At 68.2% G+C, this 14,896-nt stretch carries 13 protein-coding genes and 1 tRNA gene; 8 read left to right on the forward strand and 6 right to left on the reverse strand.

The genetic code is table 11. The features are described 5' to 3' along the window. Nucleotides 1-6 precede the first annotated feature (6 nt). Nucleotides 7-80: transfer RNA gene (locus tag FHW78_RS18475), tRNA-Gly, on the reverse strand. An 88-nt stretch (nucleotides 81-168) separates the two neighbouring features. Continuing rightward, on the reverse strand, nucleotides 169-1,986 hold the full coding sequence (locus FHW78_RS18480) for an autotransporter domain-containing protein (protein ID WP_183644163.1): 1,818 nt from the start codon (nucleotides 1,984-1,986) through the stop codon (nucleotides 169-171). Nucleotides 1,987-2,159: 173 nt separating this feature from the next. Between FHW78_RS18480 and thiS the strand changes: the two genes are divergently transcribed. Then, nucleotides 2,160-2,360: a sulfur carrier protein ThiS gene (gene thiS / locus FHW78_RS18485; RefSeq protein WP_183644166.1), complete on the forward strand. Its 201-nt coding sequence runs from the start codon at nucleotides 2,160-2,162 to the stop codon at nucleotides 2,358-2,360. Nucleotides 2,361-2,378: 18 nt separating this feature from the next. Here the strand turns inward: thiS and FHW78_RS18490 are convergent, their stop codons facing one another. From FHW78_RS18490 to FHW78_RS18500, 3 genes are read right to left on the reverse strand one after another with little or no spacing between them, the layout of a single operon-like run. Further along, nucleotides 2,379-3,854, reverse strand: coding sequence for a CehA/McbA family metallohydrolase (locus tag FHW78_RS18490; RefSeq protein WP_183644169.1), 1,476 nt, complete (start codon nucleotides 3,852-3,854; stop codon nucleotides 2,379-2,381). Further along, nucleotides 3,854-4,978: a Ca2+-dependent phosphoinositide-specific phospholipase C gene (locus FHW78_RS18495; protein WP_183644172.1), complete on the reverse strand. Its 1,125-nt coding sequence runs from the start codon at nucleotides 4,976-4,978 to the stop codon at nucleotides 3,854-3,856. The genes FHW78_RS18490 and FHW78_RS18495 overlap by 1 nt, the downstream gene beginning before the upstream one ends. A gap of 13 nt (nucleotides 4,979-4,991) precedes the next feature. Beyond that, a complete protein-coding gene (locus FHW78_RS18500; RefSeq protein ID WP_183644175.1) occupies nucleotides 4,992-7,517 on the reverse strand; it encodes a TonB-dependent receptor in 2,526 nt (841 codons plus the stop codon). 199 nt (nucleotides 7,518-7,716) lie between these two features. On the opposite strand from FHW78_RS18500, the gene FHW78_RS18505 reads away from it, so the two are divergent. From FHW78_RS18505 to FHW78_RS18515, 3 genes are all read left to right on the forward strand, one after another. Further along, nucleotides 7,717-8,511: a thiazole synthase gene (locus FHW78_RS18505; protein WP_183644178.1), complete on the forward strand. Its 795-nt coding sequence runs from the start codon at nucleotides 7,717-7,719 to the stop codon at nucleotides 8,509-8,511. Nucleotides 8,512-8,515: 4 nt separating this feature from the next. Next, a complete protein-coding gene (gene trmB, locus FHW78_RS18510) occupies nucleotides 8,516-9,250 on the forward strand; it encodes a tRNA (guanosine(46)-N7)-methyltransferase TrmB (RefSeq protein WP_183644182.1) in 735 nt (244 codons plus the stop codon). 155 nt (nucleotides 9,251-9,405) lie between these two features. Beyond that, nucleotides 9,406-11,265 carry an SLC13 family permease gene (locus FHW78_RS18515; protein ID WP_183644843.1) on the forward strand — a complete coding sequence of 620 codons (1,860 nt, stop codon included), beginning with the start codon at nucleotides 9,406-9,408 and terminating at the stop codon, nucleotides 11,263-11,265. A 115-nt stretch (nucleotides 11,266-11,380) separates the two neighbouring features. On the opposite strand, the gene FHW78_RS18520 is transcribed toward FHW78_RS18515, so the two are convergent. Then, nucleotides 11,381-11,704, reverse strand: a complete 324-nt coding sequence (locus FHW78_RS18520) for a Rieske 2Fe-2S domain-containing protein (RefSeq protein WP_183644185.1) — start codon at nucleotides 11,702-11,704, stop codon at nucleotides 11,381-11,383. Nucleotides 11,705-11,798: 94 nt separating this feature from the next. Between FHW78_RS18520 and FHW78_RS18525 the strand changes: the two genes are divergently transcribed. From FHW78_RS18525 to FHW78_RS18540, 4 genes are all read left to right on the forward strand, one after another. Continuing rightward, a complete protein-coding gene (locus tag FHW78_RS18525; protein ID WP_183644189.1) occupies nucleotides 11,799-12,071 on the forward strand; it encodes a hypothetical protein in 273 nt (90 codons plus the stop codon). A gap of 57 nt (nucleotides 12,072-12,128) precedes the next feature. Continuing rightward, nucleotides 12,129-12,833 (forward strand): fumarylacetoacetate hydrolase family protein, encoded by a 705-nt coding sequence (locus FHW78_RS18530; protein ID WP_183644192.1) that lies wholly within the window; start codon nucleotides 12,129-12,131, stop codon nucleotides 12,831-12,833. A 106-nt stretch (nucleotides 12,834-12,939) separates the two neighbouring features. Further along, nucleotides 12,940-13,344, forward strand: a complete 405-nt coding sequence (gene mscL / locus FHW78_RS18535; protein WP_183644195.1) for a large-conductance mechanosensitive channel protein MscL — start codon at nucleotides 12,940-12,942, stop codon at nucleotides 13,342-13,344. 98 nt (nucleotides 13,345-13,442) lie between these two features. Continuing rightward, nucleotides 13,443-14,858 (forward strand): M28 family peptidase, encoded by a 1,416-nt coding sequence (locus FHW78_RS18540; RefSeq protein ID WP_183644198.1) that lies wholly within the window; start codon nucleotides 13,443-13,445, stop codon nucleotides 14,856-14,858. The last annotated feature ends 38 nt before the right edge of the window (nucleotides 14,859-14,896 follow it).

The raw sequence follows: 14,896 nt of genomic DNA on the forward strand, positions 1-14,896 counted from the left end.
GAAAAGTGGAGCGGGTGATGGGAATCGAACCCACGTTAGCAGCTTGGGAAGCTGCAGTTCTACCATTGAACTACACCCGCACGGGAACGAGTCTATGCGGTGTCGGGGCGCCGATGCAATGCGGCGCCCACGAGGGGCGCCGCAAGGCAAAGCAGGTGATCGGTGGAATCAGAAGCCGCCACCCAGGCTGACGAACACGGTCGCATCGTGACCGTCCTTCTTGCCGGCCGAAACCCGCGCGCCGACGTCGGCGTCGAGGCCGAAGACCTGCGTGCGGGCACCGACGGTGAGGGTGCCGTAGTTGCGATCGAAGTTCAGGCCCGGCACCGCGTACGGCATCACGCCGGGCATCGACTGCAGGCTGGCGAACACCTGGCGATCGGCTTCCTCGAACTCGTGATCGTAGGTCAGCTGCGCGTACGGGCGGGTGTGCTCGGTGGCCTGGATGCTGGCCTTCCAGCCCACGCTGCCGATCAGCGAATCCAGATCCTGGTCGCCATAGGTCAGCGCGGTGGAACTGGGGTTGCTTTCCGAATAGCCGTCCAGCTTGACCCGCTGGGCGACCACGCTGGCGACCGGACCGTGGCGCAGCTTGCCGTGCTCGAAATCGTAGCCGGCGCTGATCGCCGCGGTCAGGTTGCTGCCGTCCGGCGAACCACTGTGGCGGCGGGTGGCGGGACCGAACGGGATCTCGCGGTCCACGTCGTAGGACAGCCAGGTGTAGCTGACCTGGCCATTGACCCACATGCGATCCTGGTACCAGCCGGCAAAGCCGCCGAGGGTGGCATCCGATTGCTTGAAGCTGCCGCGGCTGTCGCCGAAGTCCATCTTGCCGCGACCGAAACCGGCGAAGCCGCCGAACACGAAATCACCGCGCGTCCAGTCCAGGCCAAAGGTGCCGGTCGGGGTGATGCCGTCGAAATCGCCCTCGTCGTAGCGCAGTGAGTCGCCACGCAGGTCGCCCCACCAGCGCACGCCGTCGGATTCCGGCTTGGCGTCGATGTGGCTGGCGACGCGGTCGGCGCGCGAGCGGCCGATCACCGAGGCGGTGTACGGCAGCACGGCCAGCTGGCGCGGGCCTTCCAGCACCGAAATGGCGTACTGGCCCAGCATCTGGTGCGCGGTCATCGACGGATGCACGCCGTCGGCGAACGCATAGGTCGCCGCGGCGTTCGGATCCACGTAGTTCTGCGGTACGCACAACAGCGACGACACCGCGCCGCAGGCCGGCGTGGTCACGTTGGCGAAACCGTACTGGCCCGGCGCGGAAGTGATTTCGCGCAGGAAGTTGAAGGTATCCAGCGGGATGACCCGCAGGCCCTGCGCGGTCAGGCCGTTGTAGAGCGCCGCGTTGTAGGTCGCGGCCAGTTGGGTGGCGCCGGCGTTGTTGAGGAAGGCCGGCGTGCGGCCGAGATCCGGAATGTTCGGCACCAGGATGTATTCGGCCCCGGCCTGCTTGAGACCGGCGACCACGGTGATCTGCGACGTCACCGCCGCGCCGATGATGGCCGGCGTCTGCGACGGGTTGGCGACGGCCGCGAACAGATCGTTGGGGCCGCCCCAGACGGTATACAGCGCGCGCGCGTCGGCCTTGCCGCCGGTCGCGCCCAGGTACGCGCCCAACTGCGTGGTCAGCGCCGGCACCGGCACCGTGATCGGGCCGAAGGCCTGCGAACCATCCGTACCGGTGCGGGCACCACCCACCGCGTAGTTGGTGCCGCCCTGGTTGGCGCTCACCGCGCCGGTGCCGTAGTACTGGGCCAGGAATTCGGACCAGACGAAGCCCGGGTTGGTGGTGAAGCGGCCCGCGACCGCGGCGCCCGGGTTGAGCTGGACCAGGGTCGGCCGGAAATGTCCGCTGTCGGTCAGGCTGTCACCGAAGAAGATGGTTTGCGAGAAGGGGCTGCTCTGCGCGAAGGCAGGCGTCGCGGCAGCGGCCAGGGCCAAGGCCAGCAGGCGGCGCAACGGCCGTTGGGTCGATTTCATGGTGTTCTCCCGGGGCAATGTCGATGTTGTCGTTATGAATGCGATGCGGCGTGGGCTGCGTTGGCCGTACGGCGGCGCATGGGAGGCTATCGTTCCACCAAGGCCCGGGGCGTTCACGCTGCAACGCGGCAAACCGGCGTGCACCGGCACGGCGGGGCGGCGACAATAGGCGCATGAACATCGTATTGAACGGCGAAGCCCGCCACATCCAGGCCGCGCTCACCATCGCCGGCCTGCTGCAATCCGAAGGCCTGGCCGAACGCCGCGTGGCCGTCGAGGTCAACGGCGAAATCGTGCCGCGCGGCCTGCATCCCTCCCACGCGCTGCAAGACGGCGACCGCATCGAGATCGTCCACGCGCTCGGCGGCGGCTGAGCGCCGCCGGCCGCCCGCTCAGCCCGCGGGCGGTTCGACGTAGATCGGATTGCCGAGCAGCCAAAGGCGGCCATCGGCGCCGCGCACGTTGGCGCGCACCCAGTGCCTTGCGCCATCGCCGCGCCAGGTGAACCGCAGGACCTGCTCATGCGCGCCGGTCGGGATGGGACGGCGTTCCACGATCCGGCCATCCACGATCAGTTCGACGGCGCCGCCGCCCACCGCGCTGGCGCGCAGGACGAACGCGGCTTCGCCATCCGCGGCCACCGGCAACGCCTGCCCCATCACCGCGCGCACCCGCCCGGCCTCGGCTTCCCAGCTCATCGCGCGATCGCGGCTGCCCTGGACATCGACGAACACCTGGCCCTGGCGGATGCCGTCCAGGATGGCCGGCATCGACAGTTCCGCCGCCCGCACCACCGTGACCGGTGTCCCCAGCGCCGCGCCGCCGGCATCGGTGACCTCCCGCAGCGCATCGTGGTTGTCGCTGCCGCCGATCGCGGTAAGCCGGTGTCCGGCCGACAGTTGGCGCTCCCAGAACGGAATGCCCGACCACTCGCTGTCGGCGTCGGCGCCGTTCACCACTTCCACCGCCTGGATCCGCGACAGATCCGTCCTGTCCGGCGCGCTCCAGCCGCAGCCCATGCAGGCCTCGCCGGAGGGGCGGATGGGATGATTGATGGAGACGATGCCCTGCCCCCGGGTCTGCGCCAGCACCGCGTTCCAGTCCGGCACCTCGGCCGACCCCACCCGGAAATCCAGCGGCGCGATGCTGCCGATCCAGTTGGCATGGCCGCTGAAGGTCGTGATCTCGCGGCCCGGCATCAGCAGCAGGCGATCGAAGTACGGCTGCAGTTCGCGCAGGCCGTTGGCCTGCGACATGGTGTTGTGATCGGTGACGGCGATGAAATCCAGTCCGCGTCGCGCGGCTGCCTGTGCGGTCAGGAACAACGGGCAGGGCACGCGCGTGCCGGCCTGGCTGGCGCAACCGCCATCGCTGTGCGCGTCGTGCATGTGCAGATCGCCGCGATACCAGCCCGCTTCCCCGCGCAGGGGCGCCTCGGCGCGGGTGTCGTCGAACCACACCCGTGCGGTGAAGCGATCGTCCGCATCGGCGCGGACATTCGGAAAGCCCAGCAGCAGCGACCAGGTTCCCGGCGTGATCGGCCCGGGCAGGTAGGAGGGCGTGGCGTCCGTCGCCGACACCGTGAAGCGCTGCTTGTTGCCGCCGCTCCAGCCCCGGAATCCGTCGCGTCCGCGGAAGCCGTCCGGCCCCAGCAGGCCGAGATCGACCGTGGTCCGGCGCTCGCGTCCGCTGTACTCGAATTCCACGCTGATGCGGCCGGTGCCGGCGGGCACCTCGAACGGCAGCAGGCGGTAGCTCTGGTGATCACCACCACGGATGCTGCCTTGCAGGATCCGATCCGGCGCTTCCCCGGCGCGCAGCGAAAGACAGCACAGCAGCAGGCCCAGCAGGGCGACAAGTCGTTGCATCACGGAGTTTCTCCAATGGCGAGGCCCGCGCAGGGATCATCCCCGGGCCGCGGACGGCAGCGGGCGATGCCGCCGCCCGGCATGGCGACGCGGTATTCGCCGAATCGGGCGTCCGCGTCGATGTAGTCGGTGGATACGATCTGCGCGCCGCTTGCGAAGGCGGCGTCGCGGCGCCGGGCATCGCCGGCGCGGGCTTCCCGGGTATCGGCGTCGGCGCGCGTGCGCACCAGCAAGCCGGCCGCCAGCGCCTGCCGGATGGCTTCCGCCTGTTCCCGCGGGTCGTTGAGCGTGCGCCAGCCGGCCGCCGCCGAATCCACGCCGGTGTTGACGAACATCACCCGCCCTTCCAGTCCCTTGCGATCACCGCGATACCGCGCCACCTTGATCTCGTCTTCGTCCAGCGCGAACAGGAAGCGCCCGCGCGCCTGGCCCAGCGTCGGCCAGCGTGGAGGGTCGCCGGCGCCCAGCACCTGATCCGGCAGAATCAATTCGGCCCCGGAAAACACGTCGCGAATTTCGGCATCCAGCGCGTCGAATGCCGCGGTGTCGAATGGCAACGGCTGCACCTGTCCCGGCGCGGACGGTCCGTCCTTGGCATTGATCTGGACGATGATCGGTACATGCCGGGGATGCGCGCGCGACCACGCCCGCAGTTGCCGCAGGCATTCGCGGAACGGCTGGCATCGGCTGCGCCAGTCGATGTCGGCCAGGTGCATCACCTTGAAGCCCGGCTGGCGCATCGACCGCGCCAGTCCGGCCGGCGCATCCGCGTGCGCGAAGCGTCCACCACGCGGGTCGTGGTAGACATCCAGCTCGAAACCGCGCACACCGCGCGCCAACTGTTCGGCCAGCGGACGATGCGCGTAGTCGATGCCGTCCGCGCCACGAGGATCACGTGCGCGGTGCGCCGCCAGTTCGTGGCCGGGCAACGCGCGCTTGTAGCTGTTGTGCGTGGCCAGCAACTGGATGTCGTCCAGGCGCAGGTGCCGATCCATCCAGGCCTGCGCGCACCCGGCACCCGCCCCCGCCGCGTCGGCCGCGGTGAAGTCGCAGGCCGCCGACGCCCAGGTCGCCGGCAGCCACAGCAACAGCGGGCGCAGTACCCGCCAGCCTCGTCCCGCCATCAGAACGCGCTCACTAGAAGCGGTACATCAACGCCAGGCGGTACGAACGCCCCAGCAGCGGACGCGCGATGAAGGTGTTGGCACCGGCGTCGCCGCTGGATACCTCGCCCGCGCGCGGGTTGCCCTCGGTCAGTCCCAGCGAGTTGTCCAGGTTGTCGACGTAGGCATACAGCGACCAGCGGTCATCGAAGGCGTAGCTGCCGCTGAGGTTGATCACGTCGTAGGACGGCAGGCGCACGCTGTTGGCGGTATCCACGTAGCGCTCGCCCTGGCGTTCGTAGGACGCCTGCAGGCGCAGCTTGCCACCGGCCAGGTTGAACCCGGGCACCACCCGCAGGCTGTTCTTCGGCACCCGGATCAACTGGTTGCCGACGAAATCGCGCAGCACCGGCTGGCCGTTGACCACTTCGGTATAGCGCAATCCGCGATACTCCGGTTCCTGCACCGTCGCGGTCATAGAAACGTCGAACCAGTCCACCGGATAGTAGGCGGCTTCCAGTTCCAGGCCGAAAGTACGGGTGTCGGCGAACAGTTCCTGCCGGGTCGAAGCCCCCGTGTTCGCATCGAACACGTAGTTGCTGTAGCCGACGTTGTCGTACCTGGTGAAGAACGCCGTGGCGAACAGATCGAACTTCTGGTGGGTGAACTTGTAGCCCAGCTCGCCCAGGTCCATGGTCTGGATCACCGGCTTGGCGGTCGCGTTGGTGATGAACGAACCCAGGTTCGGCAGGCGGAAGGTCGAGGTCCAGCGCGCGAACAGGCCGGAATACTCGTCGAACTGCCAGTTGCCGCCCAGGGTCCAGCCGACCTTGTCGAAGTCCCGGTCGTAGGTCGAGAAGCGGCCGTTGCCGATCCACATCTGGCTGTCGGTGATCGGACCGCCGGCGGTCAGGTTGGGCTGCACGCGCCCTTCCACCCAGCCTTCCACGTTGACCTTTTCCCAGCGCACGCCGCCATCGATGCGCAGCTTGTCGTTGACCTGCCATTCGTCGGCCACGTAGAACGCGTGCGTCTGCGAGCGGCCGCTGGCGTTCTCCCATTCGTAGCCGTAGCGCCAGATGCCGTTGTCGCTGATGGTGCCCACCGGATTGCCGCTGGCGTCCACCGCCACCAGGTCCAGCAGGCGGGCGTTGTCACGCGCGTCCAGCAGGACGGTGGAGGAATAGCGATCGAAGTCCTGATCCACCTTGGCGTAGTAATAGCCGAAAGTCAGGTCGTGGGACTGGCTGCCGAACTCGAAACGGCGCGACACCCGCGCGTCGTTCATTAGTTCCTTCACCGGCGCGGTGACGCCGCGCAGGCCGCCGATGACGATCAGGCCGTTGCCGTTCTGGTTGGCCGTGTCGTAGATCTGGCCGCCGTGGGTATAACGGAACTGCAGCGCGGTCGCGCCCGGGTAGCGGGCCAGCAGGGCCAGGTTGTCGCCGTTGGCCAGGAACGAACTGGCGCTCTGCAACGCGTTCGGGAACATGCCGTTGCGCTGGGTCTCGGTGTCGTTGTAGCGCAGGCTGTCGACGAAACGCCAGTCGCCCAGCGTCTTGTCGAACTTGACCGTGAACTGGTCGCGTTTGACGTGGGTGCCCTCGCCGTTGTCGAAATCGTAGATGCCGCCGTCGGCCATGCGCATGCGCACGTGCTCGGTTTCCGGCCCGGCCAGGGTGCCGTGGTTGCCGTCGAAGCCCGGCACCGCGCGGATCTTGCCGCCGATCGTGCGCATCGGGATGCCCAGGTACAGCATCACCTTGTCGTCCATGTGCTTGACGTCGAAGGACAGGCTGCCACCGTCCAGCGCGCGCACCAGGTTCAGTCGCACCTGGCCGCCGTCGTTGGCCTTGAAGCCCGGATCGCGCACACCGTCGTCCTGGCGGTAGTAGCCGCCCAGTGACATTTTCCAGTCCTGGCCAATCGGCGTGCCGACCCAGAAGTCGCCGCGATGCAGGCCGTAGTCGCCGACGGTGTACTTGAACACGCCCTCGGTGCGATCACCCGGCTGGCGCGGGATGTAGTTGACCGCGCCGGCGGGCGCGTTGGAGTAGAAGATCGAGGACGGTCCGCCGCGCACCACTTCGATGCGCTCGGTGGTCTCGTCGAGGCGGAACGCCTGGTCGCCGTTGAGATAGCCCAGCGCGGGGTCGTGCTGCACCGGCATGCCGTCATCGAGCAGGGTGATCGAACCGAAGCCGTCGACCGGCACGCCGCGCGCGCGCACGTTGCCGCTGGCCTCGCCGCCGGACGCCTCGACCCAGAAGCCCGGCACGCTCTTCAGCGATTCGGTGACGCTGGTGGGTGCCTGCAGGCGCAGGCGTTCTTCGTCGATGCCGGTGATCGAATAGCTGGTCTCGGCCTTGCTGCGTTCCTGCACGCCGGCGCGGCCGGTGACAATCACCGTATCCAGTTGCTTGGCGCTGGCGGTCGTGCCCGTCGTGGCCGTCGCGGCGGCCTCCTGGGCATGGGCGGGAAGCAGGCCGGCGGTGAGGCAGGCGCCGGACGCGAGGACGCAGCGAATCGAACCGCCGAGGCGGTGGAGGCGTATGGGCATGGTTGTTTCCTGGGGGAGGAAGAGCGATCGCGCGGCAGTGGCGCCGCGCCGTGATCGACGGGATGTTGGCCAGCGGATATGTCGTCGGGGTGACCGCGGCGGGTCAATCCGATGACCATCGCGACGCCGATCCCGCTTTTCCGGCGCCCCGCGTCGCTCCGCTCACGCACGCCCGGCCGGGATCGGCGATAATCCGCCGATGCCTCACGATACCCACACCGACCCGCTGGTCATTGCGGGAAAAAGCTACCGTTCCCGCCTGCTCACCGGCACCGGAAAATTCAAGGATTTCGAGGAAACCCGCCTGGCCACCGAGGCCGCGGGCGCCGAAATCGTCACCGTCGCGATCCGCCGCACCAATCTGGGCCAGTCGCCCAACGAGCCCAACCTGCTCGACGTGCTGCCACCGGATCGCTACACCATCCTGCCCAACACCGCAGGCTGCTACACCGCCGACGATGCGGTGCGCACCTGCCGGCTGGCCCGCGAGCTGCTGGACGGCCACACCCTGGTCAAGCTGGAGGTACTGGGCGACCAGAAGACCCTGTATCCGGACGTGGTGCAGACCCTGGCCGCGGCCGAGCAACTGGTGGCCGACGGCTTCCAGGTGATGGTCTATACCAGCGACGACCCGATCCTGGCCCGCCGGCTGGAGGACATCGGCTGCGTGGCGGTGATGCCGCTGGCCGCTCCGATCGGTTCGGGCCTGGGCATCCAGAACCGGTACAACCTGCTGGAAATCATCGAGAACGCCAAGGTCCCGGTGCTGGTCGACGCCGGCGTGGGCACCGCCTCGGACGCGGCCATCGCGATGGAGCTGGGCTGCGACGGCGTGCTGATGAACACCGCCATCGCCGGCGCCCGCAACCCGGTGCTGATGGCCAGCGCGATGCGCAAGGCGGTCGAGGCCGGCCGCGAGGCGTTCCTGGCCGGGCGCATCCCGCGCAAGCGCAACGCGTCGGCCTCCAGCCCCATCGACGGCCTGATCGGCTGATCCGATGACCGATCCGTTCTCCAGCCCGGGCGCCAAGACCCCGCCCAAGCCATTCACGGTGGAGGAAGGACGGCGCCAGATCCGCAGCTTCGTGCTGCGCCAGGGCCGCTTCACCGAGGCCCAGCAACGCGCGTTCGATACGCTGTGGCCGCGCTTTGGTCTGGACTACACCGGCCAGTCGCGCGACTACGACGCGGTGTTCGGCAGGCAGGCGTTGCGGGTGCTGGAGATCGGTTTCGGAAACGGCGAGGCGCTGCGCTTCGCCGCCACCCAGGATCCGGAGCGCGACTACATCGGCCTGGAAGTGCACGCGCCGGGCGTCGGCCGGCTGCTGAACGCGCTGGCCGAGGACGGCAGCAATCACGTGCGGCTCTACCACCACGACGCGGTGGAAGTGCTGCAGCACGAGGTCGCCGACGGCTCGCTGGACGAGATCCGCATCTATTTCCCGGATCCCTGGCACAAGAAGCGCCACAACAAGCGCCGCCTGATCCAGCCCGGCTTCGCCGCCCTGCTGGCGGGCAAGCTGCGCAGCGGCGGACGCTTGCATGCGGCCACCGACTGGCAGGACTATGCCGAGCAGATGTGGGACGTGCTCGACGCCACGCCCGGCCTGCGCAACCGGGCCGGCCCGCGCGGACACGTGCCGCGCCCGCCCTGGCGGCCGCAGACCCACTTCGAGACCCGCGGCCAGAAGCTGGGCCACGGCGTCTGGGATCTGGTTTATGACCGGGATTAGGGAATAGGGAACTCGGGATTGGACGTCTTCGCCAAATTGCCTGATAACCGTGCCGGCACCGCACTCGGCCCGCGCCACCGGCGCGCCCGCCCTACCGAATCCCGGTTTTCAACGTCCGAATGGACGGTCATCCCGAATATCGAATCCCAGCCGTGATCACCACTGCGCTGACGCTGACCAACGACATGAAGCTCGTGCTCGGGCTGGTCGGCTTCACGATGGCGATGTTCCTGTTCGAGCGCATCCGCGCCGATCTGGTCGCGCTGGTGGTGCTGGTGATCCTGGGCATCACCGGCCTGATCGCGCCGGAGGAAATCTTCGGCGGCTTCTCCGGCAACGCGGTGATGAGCATCATCGCGACCATGATCCTGGGGGCCGGCCTGGACCGCACCGGCGCGCTGAACCGGCTGGCCTCTTGGCTGTTGCGGCGCGGCCACGGCGTCGAGCAGCGGCTGCTGCTGATGACCACCGCCATCGCCGGCCTCAATTCCTCGTTCATGCAGAACCCGTCGGTGATGGCGTTGTTCATGCCGGTCGCCTCGCGGCTGTCCTCGCGCACCTCGCTGTCGCTGCAACGCCTGCTGCTGCCGATCGCCGCGGCCATCGTGATGGGCGGCGCGCTGACCATGGTCGGCAATTCGCCGCTGATCCTGCTGAACGACCTGCTGGTCTCGGCCAACAACAACCTGCCCTCCGGCATGGCCACGCTGGAGCCGCTGCGCATGTTCGCGCCGCTGCCGATCGGCGTGGCGCTGCTGCTGGCCTCGCTGCTGTACTTCCGCTACTACGGCGACAAGAAACTCAAGGACGAAACCGAAACCAGCGTGACCCCGGCGCGCACCGAGAGCTATTTCGCCAATACCTACGGCATCGAGGGCGACGTGTTCGAGCTGCTGGTCACCGCGGAAAGCCCGCTGGTGGGCATGTCGCTGGGCGAGGCCGAGGCGATGCACGACGCGCCGCTGATGCTGGCGCTGCAGACCGGCAACGACACCCGCCTGGCACCGCCGGCGGACATGCGCATCTGGGTGGGGAGCGTGCTGGGCGTGATGGGTTCGCGCCCGCAGGTGGCCGACTTCGCGCAGAACCATTTCCTGCGGATGTCCTCGCGCCTGCGCCACTTCGGCGATCTGTTCAATCCCAGCCGCGCGGGCATTTCCGAGGCGGTGATTCCGCCGACCTCCAAGCTGATCGGCAAGACCGCCGCCGACCTGCGCCTGCGAAAGCAGGCCGGCATCAGCCTGCTGGCGATCAACCGCGACAAGAAGGTGCTGCGCGAGGACGTGCGCAAGATTCCGCTGCGCGCCGGCGACATGCTGGTCTTCCACAGCATCTGGACCGACCTGCACCAGGCCGCCGAGAGCCGCGACTTCGTGGTGGTGACCGACTATCCCAAGGGCGAGCAGCGGCCGCACAAGTTCAAGATCGCGATGACCATCTTCGCGGTCACCATCATCATCGCGCTGACCTCGAAGCTGCCGGTCTCGCTGACCCTGATGACCGGCGTGGCCGGCATGCTGCTGACCGGCGTGCTGCGGATGGACGAGGCCTACGCGGCGATCAACTGGAAGACGGTGTTCCTGATGGCGGGGCTGATTCCGCTGGGCTGGGCGATGGACAGCAGCGGCGCGGCGGCGTGGGTCGCCGGGCACACCGTCGAGCGCCTGCCCGAGGGCATGCCGGTCTGGCTGATCGAAATCGCGGTGGCGCTGCTCACCACCGGCTTCTCGCTGGTGATCAGCCACGTCGGCGCGACCATCGTGATGGTGCCGATGGCGATCAACCTGGCGCTGGCCGCCGGCGGCAATCCGACCGCGTTTGCGCTGATCGTCGCGCTGTCGGCCTCCAACAACCTGATGACCGCGTCGAACCCGGTGATCTCGATGGTCACCGGCCCGGCCAACTACACCTCGCGGCAGATGTGGCGCGTCGGCGGACCGCTGTCGCTGATCTACACCGTGGTGGTGGTGCTGGCGGTCAACGCGCTGTTCTGGTGGAACGGCCGGGCGGGTTAGCCGCAGCCCCCTGTCATCTCGACTGTGGGAGCGACGTCAGTCGCGAGCTATTGCCCGAGCGGGCCACCGTGGATCATCGCGACTGACGTCGCTCCCACAAGGTTGACCACGCGCGCTACACCAGCCGCACCATGCCCTCGACTACCTGCACCGGCACCGCCCGCAGCGAGTCGCCGCGGCAGGGACCGGCGACGCAATCGCCGCGCTGCAGTTCGAACGAGGCGCCATGGGCGGCGCAGACCAGCAGGCCGTCCTTGCTTTTCAGGAACTTGCCCGGCGCCCAGTCCAGCCGGCGGCCGGCATGCGGGCAGACATTCAGCCAGGCGCGAACTTCCCCGCCCTGCCGAAAAAGCACCAGAGACTCGCTATCTCCGTCGATATCGGCTTCGACTTCGGCGAACCCGCCGTCTTCTATTCTGTCCAGCGCTATAAGGGCCATGGTCGCCTTAACGAACTTCTCACACCGTCATATTCTTGTCACCGGATACTGCACGCCATCCGGCTCCGGCCGCATTGTGTCACGACCCATCGCCATGTTCGCACGCAGCTTCCAGTTCAACGCCTTCCGTTCCGCCTTCGCTCCGCGCAAGCCCCGTCATCCGCTGCTGCGGCTGGCCATCGGCCTGCTGGGCCTGGCCTTGTTGTGCGTGCTGGTGTTCTTCAGCGTGTTCATCGGCGCGGCTATGATCGCCGCCGGCCTGCTGTACAGGCTGTTCAAGCAGCGCGGCAAGCCGATCGCGCGTGGCGGTGTGGTCGAAGCCGAGTACCAGGTGGTGCGCAAGCCGGTGTTGCCGCTGTCGCACTGACGGCGCGCGTCCTACACTCAGCGGCCGTTTCCCTGCCCGGCACGGCCGGCCGCCGACATGACCGATCTGTTCCCCGCTCCTCCCGTTCCGCGCGTGACCGTGCGTGGCGGCGGCACGTTTCCCGTGCGCCGTATTTTCTGCGTTGGCCGCAACTTCGCCGATCACGCGCGCGAGATGGGCGCCGCCGCCCCGGCCTCGAAAACGGAGCGCGGGCAGCCGGTGTTCTTCCACAAGCCCGCCGATGCCCTCGTCGCCGGTAACGCGGATGTTCCCTACCCGCCCGGCACGCAGGATCTGCACCATGAGGTGGAACTGGTTGCCGCGCTGGGCCAGGATGCCCCGGCCGGCGAGTTGGATCCCGCACGGGCGCAGGCGCTGGTGGTGGCCTATGGCGTCGGCCTGGACCTGACCCGCCGCGACCTGCAGGGCGCGGCCAAGGCCAAGGGGCTGCCGTGGGACACCGGCAAGGGCTTCGATCATTCCGCGCCGATCAGCGATCTGGTGCCCGTGGCGGACGTGGGCGATCTCGCGGCGCTCACGCTGACCCTCGCCGTCAACGACCAGGTGCGCCAGCATGGCGCGCTGTCGGATCTGATCTGGGACGTGCCGGAAATCCTGCACGAACTGTCCCGGCTCTACGCGCTCAAGGCCGGCGATCTGGTGTTCATGGGCACGCCGGCCGGGGTGGGTCCGCTGGTGGCCGGGGATCGCTTCGCCGCCTCGCTGGACGGCGTGGTCGAACTGCGCGGCACGATCGTCTGATCCCCGTCGTTCGCGCGAAAAACGTGCGGAAGGGATGCGATCTTCACCCGCCACGGTATAGTTTTGCGCCTACGGGCGCTGTCGCCCGGACATGAGGACCTCCAGCATGGGCATGATCAGCGAGTTCAAGGAATTCATCGCGCGCGGCAACGTGGTCGACCTGGCGGTCGGCGTGGTGATCGGCGCGGCGTTCGGCAAGATCGTCACCGTGCTGGTCGACAAGATCATCATGCCGCCGATCGGCCTGCTGGTTGGCGGCGTGGATTTCTCCAAGTGGGTATGGACGCTGAAGGAAGCCACCGTCGATGCCGCCGGCAAGGAGATTCCCGCGGTGGTGATCGGCTTCGGCGAGTTCATCAACACGCTGATCCAGTTCGTCATCGTCGCCTTTGCCATCTTCCTGCTGGTCAAGGCGGTCAACCGCCTCTACAAGAAGGCGCCGGACGCACCGGCCGCTCCGCCCGAAGACGTGCTGCTGCTGCGCGAGATCCGCGACGCGCTGAAGAAGTAAGCCACGACTTGTTTCACAATCGGGGAAAGCCGCGGGCTGCTAAGCTCGCGGCTTTCCTGTTTCCTGCCCAATTTCCAGCCTGCTCCCAGGGGTACTCCATGCGTCTGACGCCGTTGTTGATCGCCCTCAGCCTGTCCCTTTCCGCTCCCCTCGCGCACGCCGCGCAGAAACCCACCCGCATTCCCGACGCCGCCCTGGCCACCGCCGCGCAGCTGCGCGAGCAGGCGCTGGCCGACGACACCGGCTGGAAGGTGGTGGAATCGCTGACCACCGAAGTCGGTCCGCGCCTGGCCGGCAGCGAGGCCGACGCGCGCGCGGTGGCCTGGGCCACCGCCAAGTTCAAGGCGCTGGGTTTTGACAAGGTATGGACCGAACCGGTGACCTTTCCCAAGTGGGAACGCCGCAGTGAGCACGCCGCGGTACTGGGTGCGCATCCGCAGGCGCTGACCATCACCGCGCTGGGTGGCAGCCCCGGCGGCACGGTGGAAGCGGAGATCGTGCGCTTCGCCGATCTGGCCGCGCTGGAAGCCGCGCCCGCGGATTCGCTGAAGGGCAAGATCGCCTTCGTCGATTACCAAATGAAGGCGGATCGTTCCGGCAGCGATTACCGCAACGGCGGCGCGATCCGCTCGCGCGGCCCGTCGGCGGCGATCCGCAAGGGCGCCATCGGCTACCTGATGCGCTCGGCCGGCACCGACAACCATCGCGTCGCCCACACCGGCATCACCCGCTTCGACGACGGCCTGACCCCGGTACCGTCGGCGTCGCTGACCATCCCCGACGCCGACCAGCTCGCCCGCCTGCTGGCGCGCGGCCCGGTCAAGGTGCGGATGGCGCTGGATTGCGGCTGGGATGGCGAGGCCACCTCCTACAACGTGATCGGCGAAATCACCGGGCGCAGCCTGCCCAGGGAAGTCGTGGTCATCGGCGGCCACCTGGATTCCTGGGATCTGGGCACCGGCGCCATCGACGACGGTGCCGGCGTCGCCCTGACCATGGCCGCCGGCCATCTGATCGGACAACTGAAGCAGGCGCCCAAGCGCACCATCCGCGTGGTCGCCTTCGCCAACGAGGAACAGGGCCTGTACGGCGGCCGCGCCTATGCGGAGAAGCACGCCGCCGACGTGCGTCTGCACCAGATCGGCGCGGAGAGCGATTTCGGCGCCGGCCGCATCTACGCCTTCAACACCAGCGCGCCCGAGCATGCCCGCGAGGCCACCCGCCAGATCGCCGAGGCACTGGCGCCGCTGGGCATCGAGTACCAGGCCGACAAGGGCGGTCCCGGCCCGGACATCAGCCCGTTCGCCGCGCGGGGCCTGGCCTGGGGTTGGCTGGCGCAGGATGGCACCGACTACTTCAACCTGCACCACACCGCCGACGACACCCTGGACAAGATCGATCCCAAGGCGCTGGCGCAGAACGTGGCCGCCTATACCGTGTTCGCCTATCTGGCGGCGGAGGCCGAGGGCGGTTTCGGCAGCGAGCCCAAGCAGGTCAAGCCGCCGCAGGAATGATGCTTTCGTCTTCCGTGGATGAAAAAAAAGAGCGGGCC

This window comes from Pseudoxanthomonas sp. OG2, from assembly GCF_014192765.1.
GTDB classification, from domain to species: Bacteria; Pseudomonadota; Gammaproteobacteria; order Xanthomonadales; family Xanthomonadaceae; genus Pseudoxanthomonas_A; species Pseudoxanthomonas_A beigongshangi.